Genomic DNA, 12,974 nt, shown 5'->3' with positions numbered 1-12,974 from the left:
CCGGAGTACCCCCCATGGCCAAGAAAAAATTCAATCCGAATTCCGCCTTCGCGATGTTCAACGTCACCTACCAGGATGGCGCCCAGACCTCGAACCGCAAGGTGCCGGTCGACAAGTTCGGCCAGTTTGACGACGAGCAGGATGTCGCCCGCGCCTTCATCGAGGCGCAGGACCGCGACATTGCCGAGAAGTCGGGCCGCCCGCGCGGGCCGATCAAGTCGCTGGAGCGCGTCGGCTAAGCCCGTTTCAGCCTGAGCACGGCGTCATGCAGCGCCTGCAGGAAGGCCGAGCGGTCCTTCGGTGAAAACGGCTTCGGCCCGCCGCCGACGCGCCCGGTCGGGTTGGCATCGCGCAGCTCGGTCATCAGGTTGCGCGTCGCCAGGTCCATGCCGATCGAGGCGGCGGAAAACGCCCGGCCATTGGGCCCCAGCACCAGCGCGCCGGCCTTCACGCAGCGCGCCGCCAGCGGCACATCGGCGGTGACCACCACATCGGCCGGCGTGGCATGCTCGGCGATCCAGTCATCAGCCTTGTCCAGCCCCTCGGCCACCACCTCCAGCCGCACCAGGTCGCTGCGCGGGATGCGGATATAGCTGTTGGCCACCACCACCACGGCCACGCCATGGCGTTCGGCCACGCGATAGACCTCGTCCTTGACCGGACAGGCATCGGCATCCACGTAAACGCTCGTCATGGCCGCTTTATGCCATGCGTGCTAAAAGGACGCCATGAGCAAGGCCTTCACCAAAGAGTCGGATGCCCCCGAGGTCGAGGACGACCTGGAAGACGCCGCGCCGCCGATTCCGGCCGGCGCCAAGAACTACATCACGCCGGCCGGCCTGCGCCGCCTGCAGGACGAGCTGCGCCAGCTCAAAACCGTCGAGCGGCCCAAGGTGGTCGAGATCGTCTCCTGGGCGGCCGGCAACGGCGACCGTTCGGAGAATGGCGACTATCTCTATGGCAAGAAGCGCCTGCGCGAGATCGACCGCCGCATCCGCTTCCTGCTCAAACGCCTGGAGATCGCCGAGCCGGTCGATCCAAAATTGCAGAAAAACCGCGAACAGGTGTTTTTCGGCGCCACCGTCACCTATGAGCATAACGGCCAGGAGCGCACCGTGCGCATTGTCGGCATCGACGAGGCGCGGCTGGAGCAGGGCGAGGTGAGCTGGATCGCGCCCATCGCGCGCGCGCTGATGAAGGCGCGCGAAGGCGATATCGTCGAGCTGCGCACGCCGCACGGGCCGGAGCAGATCGAGGTTCTGGAGATCACCTACAGCGACGAGGATGCCACCGCATGACCATGATGAAGGCCATACCGGTGAAGCTGGCCGAGATCTATGTGCCGGCGAAATTCAAGGGCACGCTGGATGCCGCGAAGGTGGCGGCGCTGGCCGACGAGATCGTCGGCGATGGCGGGCTGAAAATGCCGATCCAGGTGCGCAAGGACGAGAAGGAAAAGCGCTATGTGCTGATCGCCGGCCTGCACCGGCTGGAGGCGATGCGCTCGCTCGGCGAGACCGAGATCAGCGTCTATATCGTGGCGGCGCGGAAGTTCTCGGGCGTGGCGCGCGCCACGCCGGAAACCGTCATCCTGACCGCCCCAAAAACCGTCACCCTCGGGCTTGTCCGTCTGATACCGTCATCCTCGGGCTTGCCCCGAGGATCTTTCTCCGACCTGCATGAGGTCCTCGGCCAGGGAAGCGCTTCTTGGGCCCGAGGACGACGCGAGTGCCCCCATGACCTCTCCCCCCTATGACGCGATTATCCTGGGCGCCGGCGGCGCCGGGCTGTTCTGCGCCGGCATAGCCGCACAGCGCGGCCGCCGCGTGCTGGTGCTCGACCACGCCGCCGCAGCCGGCGAGAAAATCCGCATCTCCGGCGGCGGGCGCTGCAACTTCACCAATCTCCACGCAACGGCTGCCGATTTCCTCTCGGCCAATCCGCATTTCGCCAAATCGGCGCTCAAGCGCTACACCCAGCATGACTTCATTGCGCTGGTGGAGAAGCATGGCATTGCCTGGCATGAGAAGACGCTGGGGCAGCTGTTCTGCGATGGCTCGTCGCGCCAGATCGTGCAGATGCTGCTGGATGAATGCACCAGAGGCGAAACGGCGGCCACCATCCAGCTCGACACCAAAATCACCGCGGTGGACAAAACCGACAGCGGCTTCCGCGTGACGACAGACAGGGGCGCGTATGACGCCGCCCGCCTGGTGCTCGCCACCGGCGGACCCAGCATCCCGAAAATGGGCGCCACCGGCTTTGCCTATGATCTGGCGAAACAGTTCGGCATCAGCGTGATCGCGCCGAAGCCGGCGCTGGTGCCGCTCACCTTCTCGGGCAGCGATGAGGCGCGCTATGCCGATCTCGCCGGCGTGGCGGTGCCCGATGCCATCGTGGCCTGTGGCAAACAGCGCTTCCGCGAGGCGGTGCTGTTCACCCATCGGGGCCTCAGCGGCCCGGCGATCCTGCAGATTTCCAGCTACTGGGAGCAGGACGCACGGGAAAAGCCGATCATGCTCAACCTCTGCCCGGGCAGCGATGACCTGTTTGCGGCGCTGAAGGCCGCAAAGGCGGCGCATCCGAAACAGGATATCGCCACGCAGCTTTCGCTGCATCTGCCGGCGCGGCTGGCGAAACGCTTGAGTGAAATCGGTTTTGCCGAGGGCCGGCTGGCCGACCTGCCCGATGCGCGGCTGCGCAATGTGGCCGACCTGGCGCAGCGCTGGGCGCTCACGCCGGCCGGCAGCGAAGGCTACGCCAAGGCGGAAGTCACGCTCGGCGGCATCGACACGGCGGGCCTGTCATCGCAGACCATGGAGGCCAAGGCCGTGCCCGGCCTGCATGTGATCGGCGAGGCGGTGGACGTCACCGGCCATCTCGGCGGCTTCAATTTCCAGTGGGCGTGGAGTTCAGGCTTCGCGGCGGGGCAGGCCATTTAGCTGCTCATAAACCGTCATCCTCGGGCTTGACCCGAGGATCTCCCGCCATCGGGCTGAGGTCCTCGGCGCAAGGCCGATGACGACGCGGGGAACCTTACGCCGTCGCCGCCTTCTGCTTCGCCAGCTCGGCATCCAGGCTGCCGGGCACCAGCTCGGGCACGATCTGCCGGCTCTCGAAAATCTCCACGCTGGCAAAGATCGCTTCGCGGAAATACGGATCGCGCGCCATATGCGCGTCCAGCGCGCCACGATCCGGCAGGTCCAGCACCATGATGCTGCCCACCACCGCACCACTCGCGTCGATCAGCGGCCCGCCGTATTTGAAAACCTCGCGGCAAGTGGTGACGAATTCCAGATGCGCCGCGCGCCATTTGGCGCGCAGGCCGCTGCCGGGTTTGTCCTTGGCGTAGACGATGAAGGGCATTATGGGTTCGCTGCACTCTAACAATGGTTTACGATAGAGCTTATCAAATATGCAGAGCGCGCAGCAATAGTAGTGCTTTGCTTAAAGATGGTTAGATTTATATGCCTAACTTGAGCATCAGTTACTTCAATTAGTACTTCTTCCCCTTTCCTGTAAGCAGGGGAAATTGCGACGTCCCTGGAAACAGGAAGCCATAGCTCAACGCCTGGATCGGAAAGGTGCATATTTCCTGAGTTTGAGAATCGAACAACAGGTTGGCTGCCAATAATGAATGACTTTGTTCCCTTTTTTATTAGGGCAATGACTATTCCCTTCCTTTCAAGAATACTCTCAATTTCCTCACTGGGCTTTGTGGCTGCCGCTATTGCTCTCGCGCTGTTTGCTAATTCCTTCAAATATTTTGGATCTTCAAAGCGCTTCTTTTTTTCATCAGATACATGAATATTTTTCTTCTCATATTCAGAAATTAAACCGGGGATATAGTTTTTTAGATCGGTTAATGCGGCGCTTGTTCGAAGTCTGTCTGGAACCCTTTTCCATTGATAATATAAAAACTCATTCCAGAGCTTTTTCTCATTTGGAGACAAAATAGGTCTTTTATTGACGCGCGCGGCGGTGACAATTTTTTCTACCAAGTCATTTGCTTTTCTATCTAACGGGGAAAATACATCCCGTTCCAATGAGGGGTCTTTCTCGCCATCTTTTGTAATGCTGTATAAGTGAGTTTCTGCAAAAATATTTTTTGAGGTTGTTTCCCAAATCCCCTTTTGAGGGAATCTCTTATCGTATGCAAAGAGGGCTCCGTCGCTATTCGCAAAGCGATCTTGCAAGCTCTGCGCAAAAAAATGATGAAGTTTTGGGTTGTTCATTGAAAACCCCTTAACTTAGTGTGGCTCCAATAACTGTAATAAATTCAGCAGAAGTCTGGGGAGTGCTTTTTAATGGCTCTGGTGGCCCAACAAAACCAAAAGTCCGCCGCATACAAATCAGGCGGCCAGTTCGACTACATCATTGTCGGCGGCGGCACGGCAGGGTCGCTGCTCGCCAACCGGCTCTCGGCCAACCCGGCCACCCGCGTCCTGCTGCTGGAAGCTGGCGGCAAGGATGACTGGATCTGGTTCCACATTCCCATCGGCTATCTGTTTGCCATCGGCAATCCGCGCGCCGACTGGTGCTACAAGACCGAGCCGGTGCCGGGGCTGAACAACCGCAGCATCGGCTATGCGCGCGGCAAGGTGATCGGCGGCTGCACCGCGATCAACGCCATGGTCTACATGCGCGGCCAGGTGCAGGATTACGACACCTGGCGCCAGATGGGGCTCACCGGCTGGGGCTGGGACGATGTGCTGCCCTATTTCCTCAAGCATGAAGACCATGAGCAGGGCAAATCCGCGCTGCACAATGCCGGCGGCGAATGGCGGGTGGAAAACGCCCGCGTGCGCTGGCCGCTGATCGAGTCCGTCGCTGCCGCCGGCGCCGAGATCGGCATTCCGCGCGTCGCCGATTTCAACCTCGGCAACAACGAAGGCTCCGGCTATTTCCAGGTCAACCAGCGCCGCGGCCGCCGCTGGTCGGCCGCCACCGGTTTCCTGAAACCTGTCCTGCATCGCCCGAACCTGGAGCTGCGCACGCAGGTTCATGTCGAGCGCGTGCAGCTGGAGGGCCGCAAGGCCACCGGCGTGGTCTATTCGAAAGACGGCGAAACATTCCTCGCCGAGGCGCGTGGCGAAGTGATCCTCGCCGCCGGCGCCATCGGCTCGCCGCAGCTGCTGCAGCTGAGCGGCATCGGCGCGGCGGCGCTGCTGCGCGAGCATGGCATCGATCTGGTGCATGACCTGCCCGGCGTGGGCGAGAACCTGCAGGACCATCTGCAGCTGCGCCTGATCTACAAGGTCAATGGCGTGAAGACGATCAACGATGCCGGCTGGTTCGGCCGCGCTCTGATGGGTGCCGATTACATGCTGCGCCGGCGCGGCGCGCTCACCATGGCGCCCAGCACCTTTGGCATGTTTACCCGATCCTCGGACGAGCATGCCACGCCGAATGTGGAATTCCATATCCAGCCGCTGTCGCTCGACAAGTTCGGCGATCCGCTGCATCCGTTCCCGGCGTTCACGGCCAGCATCTGCAACCTGCGGCCCACCTCACGCGGGCATGTGCGGATCAAATCGGCCAGCGCCAGGGATGCGCCGGCGATCCAGCCGAACTATCTCGCCACCGAGGCCGACATGCAGGTGGCGATTGACAGCTTGAAGCTCACCCGTCGCCTGGTGCAGGCGCCGTCGCTCGCGAAATACCGGCCGGAGGAATACCTGCCGGGTGCAGAGGTGCGCACCGAAGACGACATGCGCGTGGCCGCCGGCCAGATCGGCGCGACGATCTTCCATCCGGTCAGCACGGCGAAAATGGGCATCGACAGCGACCCGATGGCGGTGCTGGACGGCCGCCTGCGCGTGCGCGGGATTGAAGGTTTGCGCGTGATCGATGCCTCGGCGATGCCGCTCATCACCTCGGGCAATACCGCCTCGCCGACGCTGATGATCGCCGAAAAGGGCGCCGAGATGATCCTGCAGGATGCGCGCTGAGATCCTCGGGTCGAGCCCGAGGATGACGTATCATCAGAATCGTCGTCCTGGGGCTTGACCCCAGGACCTCTTGCAGGATGGAACGCGCTTCGTCATGCCCGGCGGCTGGGTCTACATCGTCACCAACAGACCGAACGGCACGCTCTATATCGGCGTGACGGCTGACCTGCCGCGGCGCATCTGGGAGCATCGCGAAGGTGTCGTCGCCGGCTTCACCAAGCGTTACAACCTGAAGCGCCTGGTTCACGTCGAACGCTTCGATTCAATCGAAGAGGCCATTGGCCGCGAAAAGACGCTGAAGACATGGCTGCGGGCCTGGAAGCTGGATCTGATCGCGGCCGGAAATCCGGACTGGCGCGATCTGTACGACGATCTTGCTGGCGGTATGTAAAGCCCCACGGTTCCACGCAGGACGGCGCAAGATCCTCGGGTCGCGCCCGAGGATGACGTCTTAGTACAACCGTCGTCCTCGGCCTTGCGCCGAGGACCTCCTGCAAGATGGGGAAAGATCCTCGGGTCGAGCCCGAGGATGACGCATGAAAACAGCCGCTCACGCGCCGATGAAGCTCACCACGTTGAACAGCATGGCCACGCGCGCGGGGTCGGCCAGCAGCGGGTCGTCGCTGCGCTCCGCCGCCGCGCGATGGGTAAACGGCAGCATCAGGCGGCGGAATTTGTAATAGGGCTTGTCGACCCAGCGCATGCTGCGCTCGAACAGCAGCGGCTGCGCCAGCTGCACCACCGCCTCATGGTCGGCCTGGGCCTCGGGCAGCGTTTCGGCGGTGAAGCGTTCATGCAGCCACTGGCCGCGCGGCGGCCGGCCGCGCATCTCGTCCAGCATGGTACCGGCCAGGCGGCAGCGGAAGCGATGGCTGTCGTCGGGCTGGGGCACCACATCCCACAGGATGGCATAGGGCAGCAGGTCGCGGATCGTCGCCGGCTCCAGCTGGCTGCGGTCGGGCAGCGCCGTGCCGGCCTCGTCCGCCAGACCCTGCCACCAGGTAAGCGCGCGCAACAGCCGCGCATCGCGCAGCTGCGACAGGTCCAGGCCGGGCCGGGCAGCCGTCAATGCCGGTGCGCCGGGCAGGAGTCTGCGCTGGGGTTCGTCACCTGCCGCGGTCATGTACCGATGAAGCTCACCAGGTTGCACAGCAGGGCCACGCGCTGCGGGTCGTCGCCGGGCAGATGGCGGGCATGGTGGGTGAACGGCAGCATCAGGCGGCAATAGCGGTAATAGGGTTTGCCGGCCCAGCTCATCTGGTGCACCGAATAATACGGCCGCCGCATGCGCACCACGGCGCCCAGCTCGCGATGCATGCAGGCGGTCTCCTCGCCGAACAGCTCATGCAGCCAGCGCCCGGTCACCTCCTGGCCCAGCATCTCCACCAGCAATGTGCCGGCCAGCCGGCAGCGGAACTGCAGCCCGCCATGGCGGTCCTCGCTCACATCCCACAGAATGGTGTTGGGCAGCAGGGTCTTGATCGCCGGGGCCTCGATACGGCTGCGGTCGGGCAGGCTGTGGTGGCCGTCGGCGTCGGCCGGCCCGCTCAGCGCACGCCACCACTCCAGGCCCTCGCAGAGCAGCGGATCGTTCAGGCTGTCCACCTCGGGCTTCAGCGCCGTGGGCACGCCGTCGGCATCGGTGGGGGCGAAGGGATCGGCGCAGAGGCCGATGGGGGCAAGGCGCAGAAGCTGGTCCATGGAAATCTCCCGAAGAGGGAAGGCCGGACGCTAATGAGGTCGGATATTTGGCTGGCGTATTCTGCGCTGAGTTGCGGGCCGGGGAGAGTCTTATTTGCGTGAGCGCGACATTAAAGGTTGGTTATGTCCGGCGCTTGAATGCGGCGGGCGCGGCCCTACATCCGGTGAGGTTGCAGCGGCGGTGGCGGGCGCAACGTCCGGGTGGCGGCGAACTCTGGCGAACTCTGGCGAACTCTGGCGAACCCTGGCGAAGCGCCACGAAGCCCAGCGAAGCGCCACGAACCCCAGCGAACCCCAGCGAAGCGCCACGAACCCCAGCGAACCGCAACGAACCCAAACGAAAACGGCGACCGTCTGACCGGTCGCCGCTCCGATAACGGATCAATTTTTCAGGCGGGTTACTTGATGCCGGCAGCCCGCACGATGCCTTCGGTGATCATCTTGGCCGCCTCGTCGGGGCCGACCCAGCCGGCCGATTTGACGAACTTGCCCTTTTCCAGGTCCTTGTAGTGGACGAAGAAATGCTCGATCTGCTCGATCAGGCTGGCGGGCAGGTCGGAATAGGTCTGCACGTTGGTGTAGAAGGGGTGCAGCTTGTCGACCGGCACGGCGATGATCTTCTCGTCGCCGCCGGCCTCGTCTTCCATCTTCAGCGCGCCGATCGGGCGCGAGCGGATCACCGCCCCGGCCACCACCGGCACATGGCTCACCACCAGGATGTCGCAGGGATCGCCGTCGCCGCCCAGGGTATGCGGGATGAAGCCATAGTTGGCCGGGTAGAACATCGCGGTGTGCAGGAAGCGGTCGACAAACAGCGCGCCGGAATCCTTGTCCAGCTCGTATTTCACCGGCACGCCGCCGGCCGGGATCTCGATCACGGCGTTGATGTCATAGGGCGGGCTTTTACCCACCCCGATACGGGCGATATCCATGCTGCGGTCCTTTGGACTCGTAAAATTGCAATAGGCGGCGCCTTTTTCGCAAATGCAGCAAAAAACGCAACCGCTTGATCCCTAATATTTTCGTCGCAGTCGGCCCCCCGCGGTGACTAAGATGGGACCAGTCACCCGGGGGGAGTATGCATAGGGAACGCAACGTCAAGATCGTCGCCACACTGGGGCCGGCGTCCAGCGGGCCGGACCGGATCCGGGCCCTGTTCGAGGCCGGCGCCGATGTCTTCCGCCTCAATTTCAGCCATGGCAGCCATGACGACCATCTCGAGCGCATCCGCACGGTACGCGCGCTGGAGCAGCAGCTCAACCACCCGATCGGCCTGCTGGCCGACCTGCAGGGCCCCAAGCTGCGCATCGGCAGCTTCCGGGACGGCGCCGTCGACCTGATCCCCGGCAACCGGTTCCGCCTCGACCTCAATGCCACCGCCGGCGATACGTCGGGCGTGCAGCTGCCGCATCCCGAGGTGCTCGGCAGCCTGACACCGGGCACCGAACTGCTGCTGGACGACGGCAAGATCCGCCTGCGCGTCACCGAGGTGCATGCGGCCTGGGCGATGACCGAAGTGCTGGTCGGCGGGCGGCTGTCGGACCGCAAGGGCGTCAACCTGCCCGATACGGTGGTGCCGCTGTCGGCGCTGACGCCGAAAGACCGCGCCGACCTGTCCTTTGCACTCGCCCATGGCGTCGACTGGGTCGCGCTGAGTTTCGTGCAGCGCCCGGACGACCTGCGCGAAGCGCGCGCGCTGATCAACGGGCGTGCGGCGCTGCTGGCCAAGATCGAAAAGCCCTCCGCCGTGGATACGCTGGATGAGATTGTGGCGCTCAGCGACGCCATCATGGTTGCGCGCGGCGATCTGGGCGTCGAAATGCCGCTGCAGGCGGTGCCGGGATTGCAGAAAAAGATCGTGCGCGCCGCGCGCCGCGCCGGCAAGCCGGTCGTGGTCGCCACCCAGATGCTGGAAAGCATGATCAAGGCGCCGGTACCGACGCGGGCGGAAGTCTCCGATGTCGCCACCGCGGTCTATGACGGTGCCGACGCCATCATGCTGTCGGCGGAATCGGCCTCGGGCGATTATCCCATCGAGGCGGTGCGCACCATGAACAGCATCGCCGAACAGGTGGAGCGCGACCCGCTCTATCGCGGCATCATGGATGCCGAACACAACAACCCGGAGAACACGCCGTCCGATGCGATCACCGCGGCGGCTCGCCAGGTGGCGGAAACCATCAATGCGGCGGCCATCGTTACCTATACGATGTCGGGCTCGACCGCCCTGCGCGCCGCCCGCGAACGGCCGCGCTCGCCGATCCTGTGCCTGACCCCGCTGATCGAGACGGCGCGACGGCTCAGCATCGCCTGGGGCGTCAATGCCGTGGTGGCGCCAGACGCGATCAATTTCTCAGACATGATCGCCAAGGCGGCGGCGATTGCCCGCACCATCGAACTGGCCAGGCCGGGCGACAGCCTGGTGGTTACTGCCGGCGTGCCGTTTGGTACACCGGGCAACACCAATGTGTTGCGCATCGCACGGGTCGAGGCGATATAGGGGGCAGCTTCCCTCTATTCCCCCGACCGAGGCCCCATGACCACGATCCTGATGCTGATCGGCTCCAACGTGCTGATGACCTTTGCCTGGTACTGGCACCTGAAATACCCGGAGCAGATACTGTGGAAGGTGGTGCTGATCTCCTGGGGTATCGCCTTCTTTGAATACTGTCTTGCCGTGCCAGCGAACCGCATCGGCTATGCCAGCGGCATGTTCACGGCGGCGCAGCTGAAGGTGGTGCAGGAGGTGATCACGCTGGGCGTCTTTGCGCTCTTTGCGGTGTTCTATCTGGGTGAGGGGCTGCGCTGGAATTACTTCGCCGCCTTCGCCTGCCTGATCGGCGCGGTCTTTTTCATCTTCCAGAAGTAAGGCTCAGAGTTCCTTGGCGTCGATGCGGCGCCGCAACTCTTTCAACTTGTCGGGCGCGTCGGCCAGATGCGGATTGGCGGCCAGCGCGCGGCGATAGGCCTTGAGGGCCTCGGGCAGGTTGTCGAGCCGCTCCATGATCAGGCCAAGACCCGACAGCGCGCCGAAATGGCGTGGTTCCAGTTTCAACGTGCGCTCGATATCGGCCACCGAGCCGGGATAGTCGCCGGCCATGAAGCGCACGGTGGCGCGCTTGTTATAGGCCTCGGCGAAATCGGGCTTCAGTTCGATCATGCTGGTGAAAATCTGTGCGGCGCGCGGATAGTCGCCTTTTTCCATCACGGCAATCCCGCCCTGCATCAGCGCGTCCAGCGTATCGGATTCGGACTTGCCCCAGGCTTCCCAGATCTTGCGTTCGAGCTGCTTGGCCTCAATGGGATTCTGGGTTTCCTGCAGTTTTTCAAACAGGCTGTCGACCACCGTCTGCGCCTGGGCCGGGAGGGCCAGGAGCAGGGGTAACAGCGCAAGAGTCGCCAGAAGCCGCATGGGTTAAATGGTAGGTCCGGCCGGCAGTCCCGGCAAGGACGGATTTCTTGTTCACGATTTCCTGAACGGGGGAATAAAACCGCTGGCCACTGGTCTCACTATCAGGTGCGGCCGGGGGCCGCCCGCAGACCGGAAAGGGAATTCCATGATGATGCGCAACCTGTTTCTTGCAGGCGTTCTGACGCTGGGCCTCGCTGCCTGCGCCACCCAGACCACCGCACCGGCCGTGCCCGGCGATACTGCCCTGGGGCCCGTGCTGGTCGATGCCAAGCGTATGACCCTCTATACCTTTGACCGCGATACGATGCCGGGCAAATCAGTCTGCAACGGTCCCTGCGCCACCAACTGGCCGCCGCTGGTGGCGAATGCGGGCGACATGGCAAAGGGCGACTGGACCGTGATCACCCGCGACGATGGCTCGAAGCAGTGGGCCTACAAGGGCAAGCCGCTCTATGGCTGGGCCAAGGACACCAAGCCGGGCGATACCACCGGTGACGGCTTCCTGAACGGCGCCTGGCACGTCGCCAAGCCGTAATGGGGCGGGTATGGTCGGGCGGCGGCTCTTGCTGCCGCCTGCCAGCCCTGTATTGCCGCCATGCTGTTCCGCCGCCAACCGCACCCGATCGAAGCCGAGATTCCGCGGCTGCGGCGCTTTGCCCTGGCGCTGGCTCGCGAGCGCGATGCGGCCGATGACCTGGTGCAGGACTGCATCGCGCGTGCGCTTGGTGCCTGGGCAACACGGCGCGGGGATGCCGATGCCCTGCGGCCCTGGCTGTTTGCCATCCTGCATAATTGCTGGCGCAGCCGGCAGCAGCGCGACGGGGCGCGGCCGGATAACCGCCCGCTGGACGATGCGGGCGAGGGACCGTCTGAAAGCGGCGGACAGTGGGAAAAACTGGAACTGCGCGACCTCGATGCGGCCCTAGCCCTGCTGCCCGACGAGCAGCGCGCCCTGCTGCTGCTGGTCGCGGTCGAGGGGCTGAGTTACGAAGAGGCGGCGCGCGTGCAGGCCATTCCGCTGGGCACCGTGATGTCGCGGCTGGCACGGGCACGCGAGCGCCTGCGGCAGTTGACCGATGGCGGACCGCCGTCCGTGAGCGAAGGCGCGCGGTCACATTTGAGGAGGGTAAAATGAGCGGCAGTCCGGCGACCATGGTCACCGAGGCCGAGCTTCTGGCTTATGTCGATGATCGGCTGCCGCCCGAACGGCGCGCCGATATCGAGGCGCATCTGGCCCTGCATCCCGAGGATGCGGCCAAGGTGACGGCCTGGCAGGCTCAGACGGAGGCGTTGCGCAGCCATTTCGCACCAGGCCTGGATGAACCGGTGCCGGCGGCGATGATGGCGCTGTTTGCCGCACAGCGCCCATCAATCTGGATGCCGGCCTTGCGTATCGCCGCCGTCCTGGCGATTGTCGTGGCGAGTGCCGGGGTTGGCTGGTTTGGCCGCGGCGCGATGATGCCGGCGACCGTGGTAGCGGCGCTGCCGCAGGAAGCTACGCGGGCGCATCTGGTTTACAGCAAGGAAGTGCTGCATCCCGTCGAGGTGACCGCCAAGGAAGAGCAGCATCTGGTCGCTTGGCTGTCCAAGCGCGTCGGCACCGCGCTGAAGGTGCCGAGCCTGACAACACAGGGCTATGGCCTGGTTGGCGGTCGCCTGCTGCCTGCATCCAGCGGCAATCACGCTGCCGCGCAATTCATGTACGAAAATCGCCAGGGCCAGCGGTTGACCCTGTATGTACGCTCGGGTGAGGGCGGCAGCGACACGTCATTCCGCTTTGCCGGCGAGGGCCATGCGGCAGCCTTCTACTGGGTCGATGGCGGTTTCGGTTACGCGCTCACCGGAGAAAGCGGCCGCGAGGCGCTGTTACCGATCGCGCGCGTGGTCTATGAGCAGCTGACGCGCTGAGC

Annotated in this window: 18 protein-coding genes; 11 read left to right on the top strand and 7 right to left on the bottom strand. The window is 63.9% G+C overall.

The window, feature by feature from the left end; translation table 11 throughout:
• The first annotated feature begins 14 nt into the window (after positions 1-14).
• The gene (locus AAG821_RS05300) at positions 15-239 is read left to right on the top strand and encodes a hypothetical protein (RefSeq protein WP_341893944.1); all 225 of its coding nucleotides are present in this window, start codon (positions 15-17) and stop codon (positions 237-239) included.
• Here the strand turns inward: AAG821_RS05300 and AAG821_RS05295 are convergent.
• Positions 236-694 (bottom strand): YaiI/YqxD family protein, encoded by a 459-nt coding sequence (locus AAG821_RS05295; protein ID WP_341893945.1) that lies wholly within the window; start codon positions 692-694, stop codon positions 236-238. The genes AAG821_RS05300 and AAG821_RS05295 overlap by 4 nt on opposite strands.
• A gap of 34 nt (positions 695-728) precedes the next feature.
• On the opposite strand from AAG821_RS05295, the gene greB reads away from it, so the two are divergent.
• From greB to AAG821_RS05280, 3 genes are read left to right on the top strand one after another with little or no spacing between them, the layout of a single operon-like run.
• The gene (greB, locus tag AAG821_RS05290) at positions 729-1,298 is read left to right on the top strand and encodes a transcription elongation factor GreB (protein WP_341911473.1); all 570 of its coding nucleotides are present in this window, start codon (positions 729-731) and stop codon (positions 1,296-1,298) included.
• A complete protein-coding gene (locus tag AAG821_RS05285) occupies positions 1,295-1,756 on the top strand; it encodes a ParB N-terminal domain-containing protein (RefSeq protein ID WP_341916227.1) in 462 nt (153 codons plus the stop codon). Before greB ends, AAG821_RS05285 begins: the two co-directional genes overlap by 4 nt.
• Positions 1,737-2,942, top strand: coding sequence for an NAD(P)/FAD-dependent oxidoreductase (locus tag AAG821_RS05280; protein ID WP_341911470.1), 1,206 nt, complete (start codon positions 1,737-1,739; stop codon positions 2,940-2,942). Before AAG821_RS05285 ends, AAG821_RS05280 begins: the two co-directional genes overlap by 20 nt.
• A gap of 94 nt (positions 2,943-3,036) precedes the next feature.
• On the opposite strand, the gene AAG821_RS05275 is transcribed toward AAG821_RS05280, so the two are convergent.
• Both AAG821_RS05275 and AAG821_RS05270 read right to left on the bottom strand, forming a co-directional pair.
• The gene (locus AAG821_RS05275; RefSeq protein ID WP_341911468.1) at positions 3,037-3,366 is read right to left on the bottom strand and encodes a YciI family protein; all 330 of its coding nucleotides are present in this window, start codon (positions 3,364-3,366) and stop codon (positions 3,037-3,039) included.
• Positions 3,367-3,383: 17 nt separating this feature from the next.
• A complete protein-coding gene (locus AAG821_RS05270; RefSeq protein ID WP_341911466.1) occupies positions 3,384-4,235 on the bottom strand; it encodes a DUF4238 domain-containing protein in 852 nt (283 codons plus the stop codon).
• Between the two features lie 72 nt (positions 4,236-4,307).
• Here AAG821_RS05270 and AAG821_RS05265 point away from each other — a divergent pair, with 72 nt between their 5' ends.
• The gene (locus AAG821_RS05265) at positions 4,308-5,951 is read left to right on the top strand and encodes a GMC family oxidoreductase N-terminal domain-containing protein (RefSeq protein WP_341911464.1); all 1,644 of its coding nucleotides are present in this window, start codon (positions 4,308-4,310) and stop codon (positions 5,949-5,951) included.
• Positions 5,952-6,045: 94 nt separating this feature from the next.
• Positions 6,046-6,342 (top strand): GIY-YIG nuclease family protein, encoded by a 297-nt coding sequence (locus AAG821_RS05260; RefSeq protein ID WP_341911462.1) that lies wholly within the window; start codon positions 6,046-6,048, stop codon positions 6,340-6,342.
• Positions 6,343-6,501: 159 nt separating this feature from the next.
• Here the strand turns inward: AAG821_RS05260 and AAG821_RS05255 are convergent, their stop codons facing one another.
• The 3 genes from AAG821_RS05255 to ppa form a co-directional block, all read right to left on the bottom strand.
• A complete protein-coding gene (locus AAG821_RS05255; RefSeq protein WP_341911461.1) occupies positions 6,502-7,074 on the bottom strand; it encodes a PAS domain-containing protein in 573 nt (190 codons plus the stop codon).
• Entirely contained in the window at positions 7,071-7,652 is a 582-nt protein-coding gene (locus AAG821_RS05250) for a PAS domain-containing protein (protein ID WP_341911459.1), read from the bottom strand. The genes AAG821_RS05255 and AAG821_RS05250 overlap by 4 nt, the downstream gene beginning before the upstream one ends.
• 398 nt (positions 7,653-8,050) lie before the next feature.
• Positions 8,051-8,584 (bottom strand): inorganic diphosphatase, encoded by a 534-nt coding sequence (ppa, locus tag AAG821_RS05245; RefSeq protein WP_341911457.1) that lies wholly within the window; start codon positions 8,582-8,584, stop codon positions 8,051-8,053.
• Between the two features lie 146 nt (positions 8,585-8,730).
• Between ppa and pyk the strand changes: the two genes are divergently transcribed.
• On the top strand, positions 8,731-10,152 hold the full coding sequence (gene pyk / locus AAG821_RS05240) for a pyruvate kinase (protein ID WP_341911455.1): 1,422 nt from the start codon (positions 8,731-8,733) through the stop codon (positions 10,150-10,152).
• A 36-nt stretch (positions 10,153-10,188) separates the two neighbouring features.
• The gene (locus AAG821_RS05235; RefSeq protein WP_341911453.1) at positions 10,189-10,521 is read left to right on the top strand and encodes a DMT family protein; all 333 of its coding nucleotides are present in this window, start codon (positions 10,189-10,191) and stop codon (positions 10,519-10,521) included.
• Positions 10,522-10,524: 3 nt separating this feature from the next.
• On the opposite strand, the gene AAG821_RS05230 is transcribed toward AAG821_RS05235, so the two are convergent.
• Positions 10,525-11,064 (bottom strand): tetratricopeptide repeat protein, encoded by a 540-nt coding sequence (locus AAG821_RS05230; protein WP_341911451.1) that lies wholly within the window; start codon positions 11,062-11,064, stop codon positions 10,525-10,527.
• Between the two features lie 145 nt (positions 11,065-11,209).
• Here AAG821_RS05230 and AAG821_RS05225 point away from each other — a divergent pair, with 145 nt between their 5' ends.
• Genes AAG821_RS05225 through AAG821_RS05215 form a run of 3 tightly spaced genes read left to right on the top strand, consistent with a single transcriptional unit; the run spans position 11,210 to position 12,972 of the window.
• The gene (locus tag AAG821_RS05225) at positions 11,210-11,599 is read left to right on the top strand and encodes a hypothetical protein (RefSeq protein WP_341911449.1); all 390 of its coding nucleotides are present in this window, start codon (positions 11,210-11,212) and stop codon (positions 11,597-11,599) included.
• Positions 11,600-11,659: 60 nt separating this feature from the next.
• Positions 11,660-12,199, top strand: a complete 540-nt coding sequence (locus AAG821_RS05220; RefSeq protein ID WP_341911447.1) for a sigma-70 family RNA polymerase sigma factor — start codon at positions 11,660-11,662, stop codon at positions 12,197-12,199.
• Positions 12,196-12,972: an anti-sigma factor gene (locus AAG821_RS05215; protein WP_341911445.1), complete on the top strand. Its 777-nt coding sequence runs from the start codon at positions 12,196-12,198 to the stop codon at positions 12,970-12,972. Before AAG821_RS05220 ends, AAG821_RS05215 begins: the two co-directional genes overlap by 4 nt.
• Positions 12,973-12,974: the final 2 nt, after the last annotated feature.

The sequence above is a fragment of the Ferrovibrio terrae genome (assembly GCF_943372915.1).
In the GTDB taxonomy this organism is placed as follows: Bacteria; Pseudomonadota; Alphaproteobacteria; order Ferrovibrionales; family Ferrovibrionaceae; genus Ferrovibrio; species Ferrovibrio terrae_A.
The sequence above is the reverse complement of the archived record's forward strand: the minus strand, read 5'-3'. Positions and strand labels throughout refer to the sequence as shown.

What these genes read in the sequence shown, in the direction of transcription:
- AAG821_RS05300 (WP_341893944.1), top strand. Translation starts at nt 15, where the DNA reads ATGGCCAAGAAAAAATTCAATCCGAATTCCGCCTTCGCGATGTTCAAC.
- AAG821_RS05295 (WP_341893945.1), bottom strand. Translation starts at nt 694, where the DNA reads ATGACGAGCGTTTACGTGGATGCCGATGCCTGTCCGGTCAAGGACGAG.
- greB (WP_341911473.1), top strand. Translation starts at nt 729, where the DNA reads ATGAGCAAGGCCTTCACCAAAGAGTCGGATGCCCCCGAGGTCGAGGAC.
- AAG821_RS05285 (WP_341916227.1), top strand. Translation starts at nt 1,295, where the DNA reads ATGACCATGATGAAGGCCATACCGGTGAAGCTGGCCGAGATCTATGTG.
- AAG821_RS05280 (WP_341911470.1), top strand. Translation starts at nt 1,737, where the DNA reads ATGACCTCTCCCCCCTATGACGCGATTATCCTGGGCGCCGGCGGCGCC.
- AAG821_RS05275 (WP_341911468.1), bottom strand. Translation starts at nt 3,366, where the DNA reads ATGCCCTTCATCGTCTACGCCAAGGACAAACCCGGCAGCGGCCTGCGC.
- AAG821_RS05270 (WP_341911466.1), bottom strand. Translation starts at nt 4,235, where the DNA reads ATGAACAACCCAAAACTTCATCATTTTTTTGCGCAGAGCTTGCAAGAT.
- AAG821_RS05265 (WP_341911464.1), top strand. Translation starts at nt 4,308, where the DNA reads ATGGCTCTGGTGGCCCAACAAAACCAAAAGTCCGCCGCATACAAATCA.
- AAG821_RS05260 (WP_341911462.1), top strand. Translation starts at nt 6,046, where the DNA reads ATGCCCGGCGGCTGGGTCTACATCGTCACCAACAGACCGAACGGCACG.
- AAG821_RS05255 (WP_341911461.1), bottom strand. Translation starts at nt 7,074, where the DNA reads ATGACCGCGGCAGGTGACGAACCCCAGCGCAGACTCCTGCCCGGCGCA.
- AAG821_RS05250 (WP_341911459.1), bottom strand. Translation starts at nt 7,652, where the DNA reads ATGGACCAGCTTCTGCGCCTTGCCCCCATCGGCCTCTGCGCCGATCCC.
- ppa (WP_341911457.1), bottom strand. Translation starts at nt 8,584, where the DNA reads ATGGATATCGCCCGTATCGGGGTGGGTAAAAGCCCGCCCTATGACATC.
- pyk (WP_341911455.1), top strand. Translation starts at nt 8,731, where the DNA reads ATGCATAGGGAACGCAACGTCAAGATCGTCGCCACACTGGGGCCGGCG.
- AAG821_RS05235 (WP_341911453.1), top strand. Translation starts at nt 10,189, where the DNA reads ATGACCACGATCCTGATGCTGATCGGCTCCAACGTGCTGATGACCTTT.
- AAG821_RS05230 (WP_341911451.1), bottom strand. Translation starts at nt 11,064, where the DNA reads ATGCGGCTTCTGGCGACTCTTGCGCTGTTACCCCTGCTCCTGGCCCTC.
- AAG821_RS05225 (WP_341911449.1), top strand. Translation starts at nt 11,210, where the DNA reads ATGATGATGCGCAACCTGTTTCTTGCAGGCGTTCTGACGCTGGGCCTC.
- AAG821_RS05220 (WP_341911447.1), top strand. Translation starts at nt 11,660, where the DNA reads ATGCTGTTCCGCCGCCAACCGCACCCGATCGAAGCCGAGATTCCGCGG.
- AAG821_RS05215 (WP_341911445.1), top strand. Translation starts at nt 12,196, where the DNA reads ATGAGCGGCAGTCCGGCGACCATGGTCACCGAGGCCGAGCTTCTGGCT.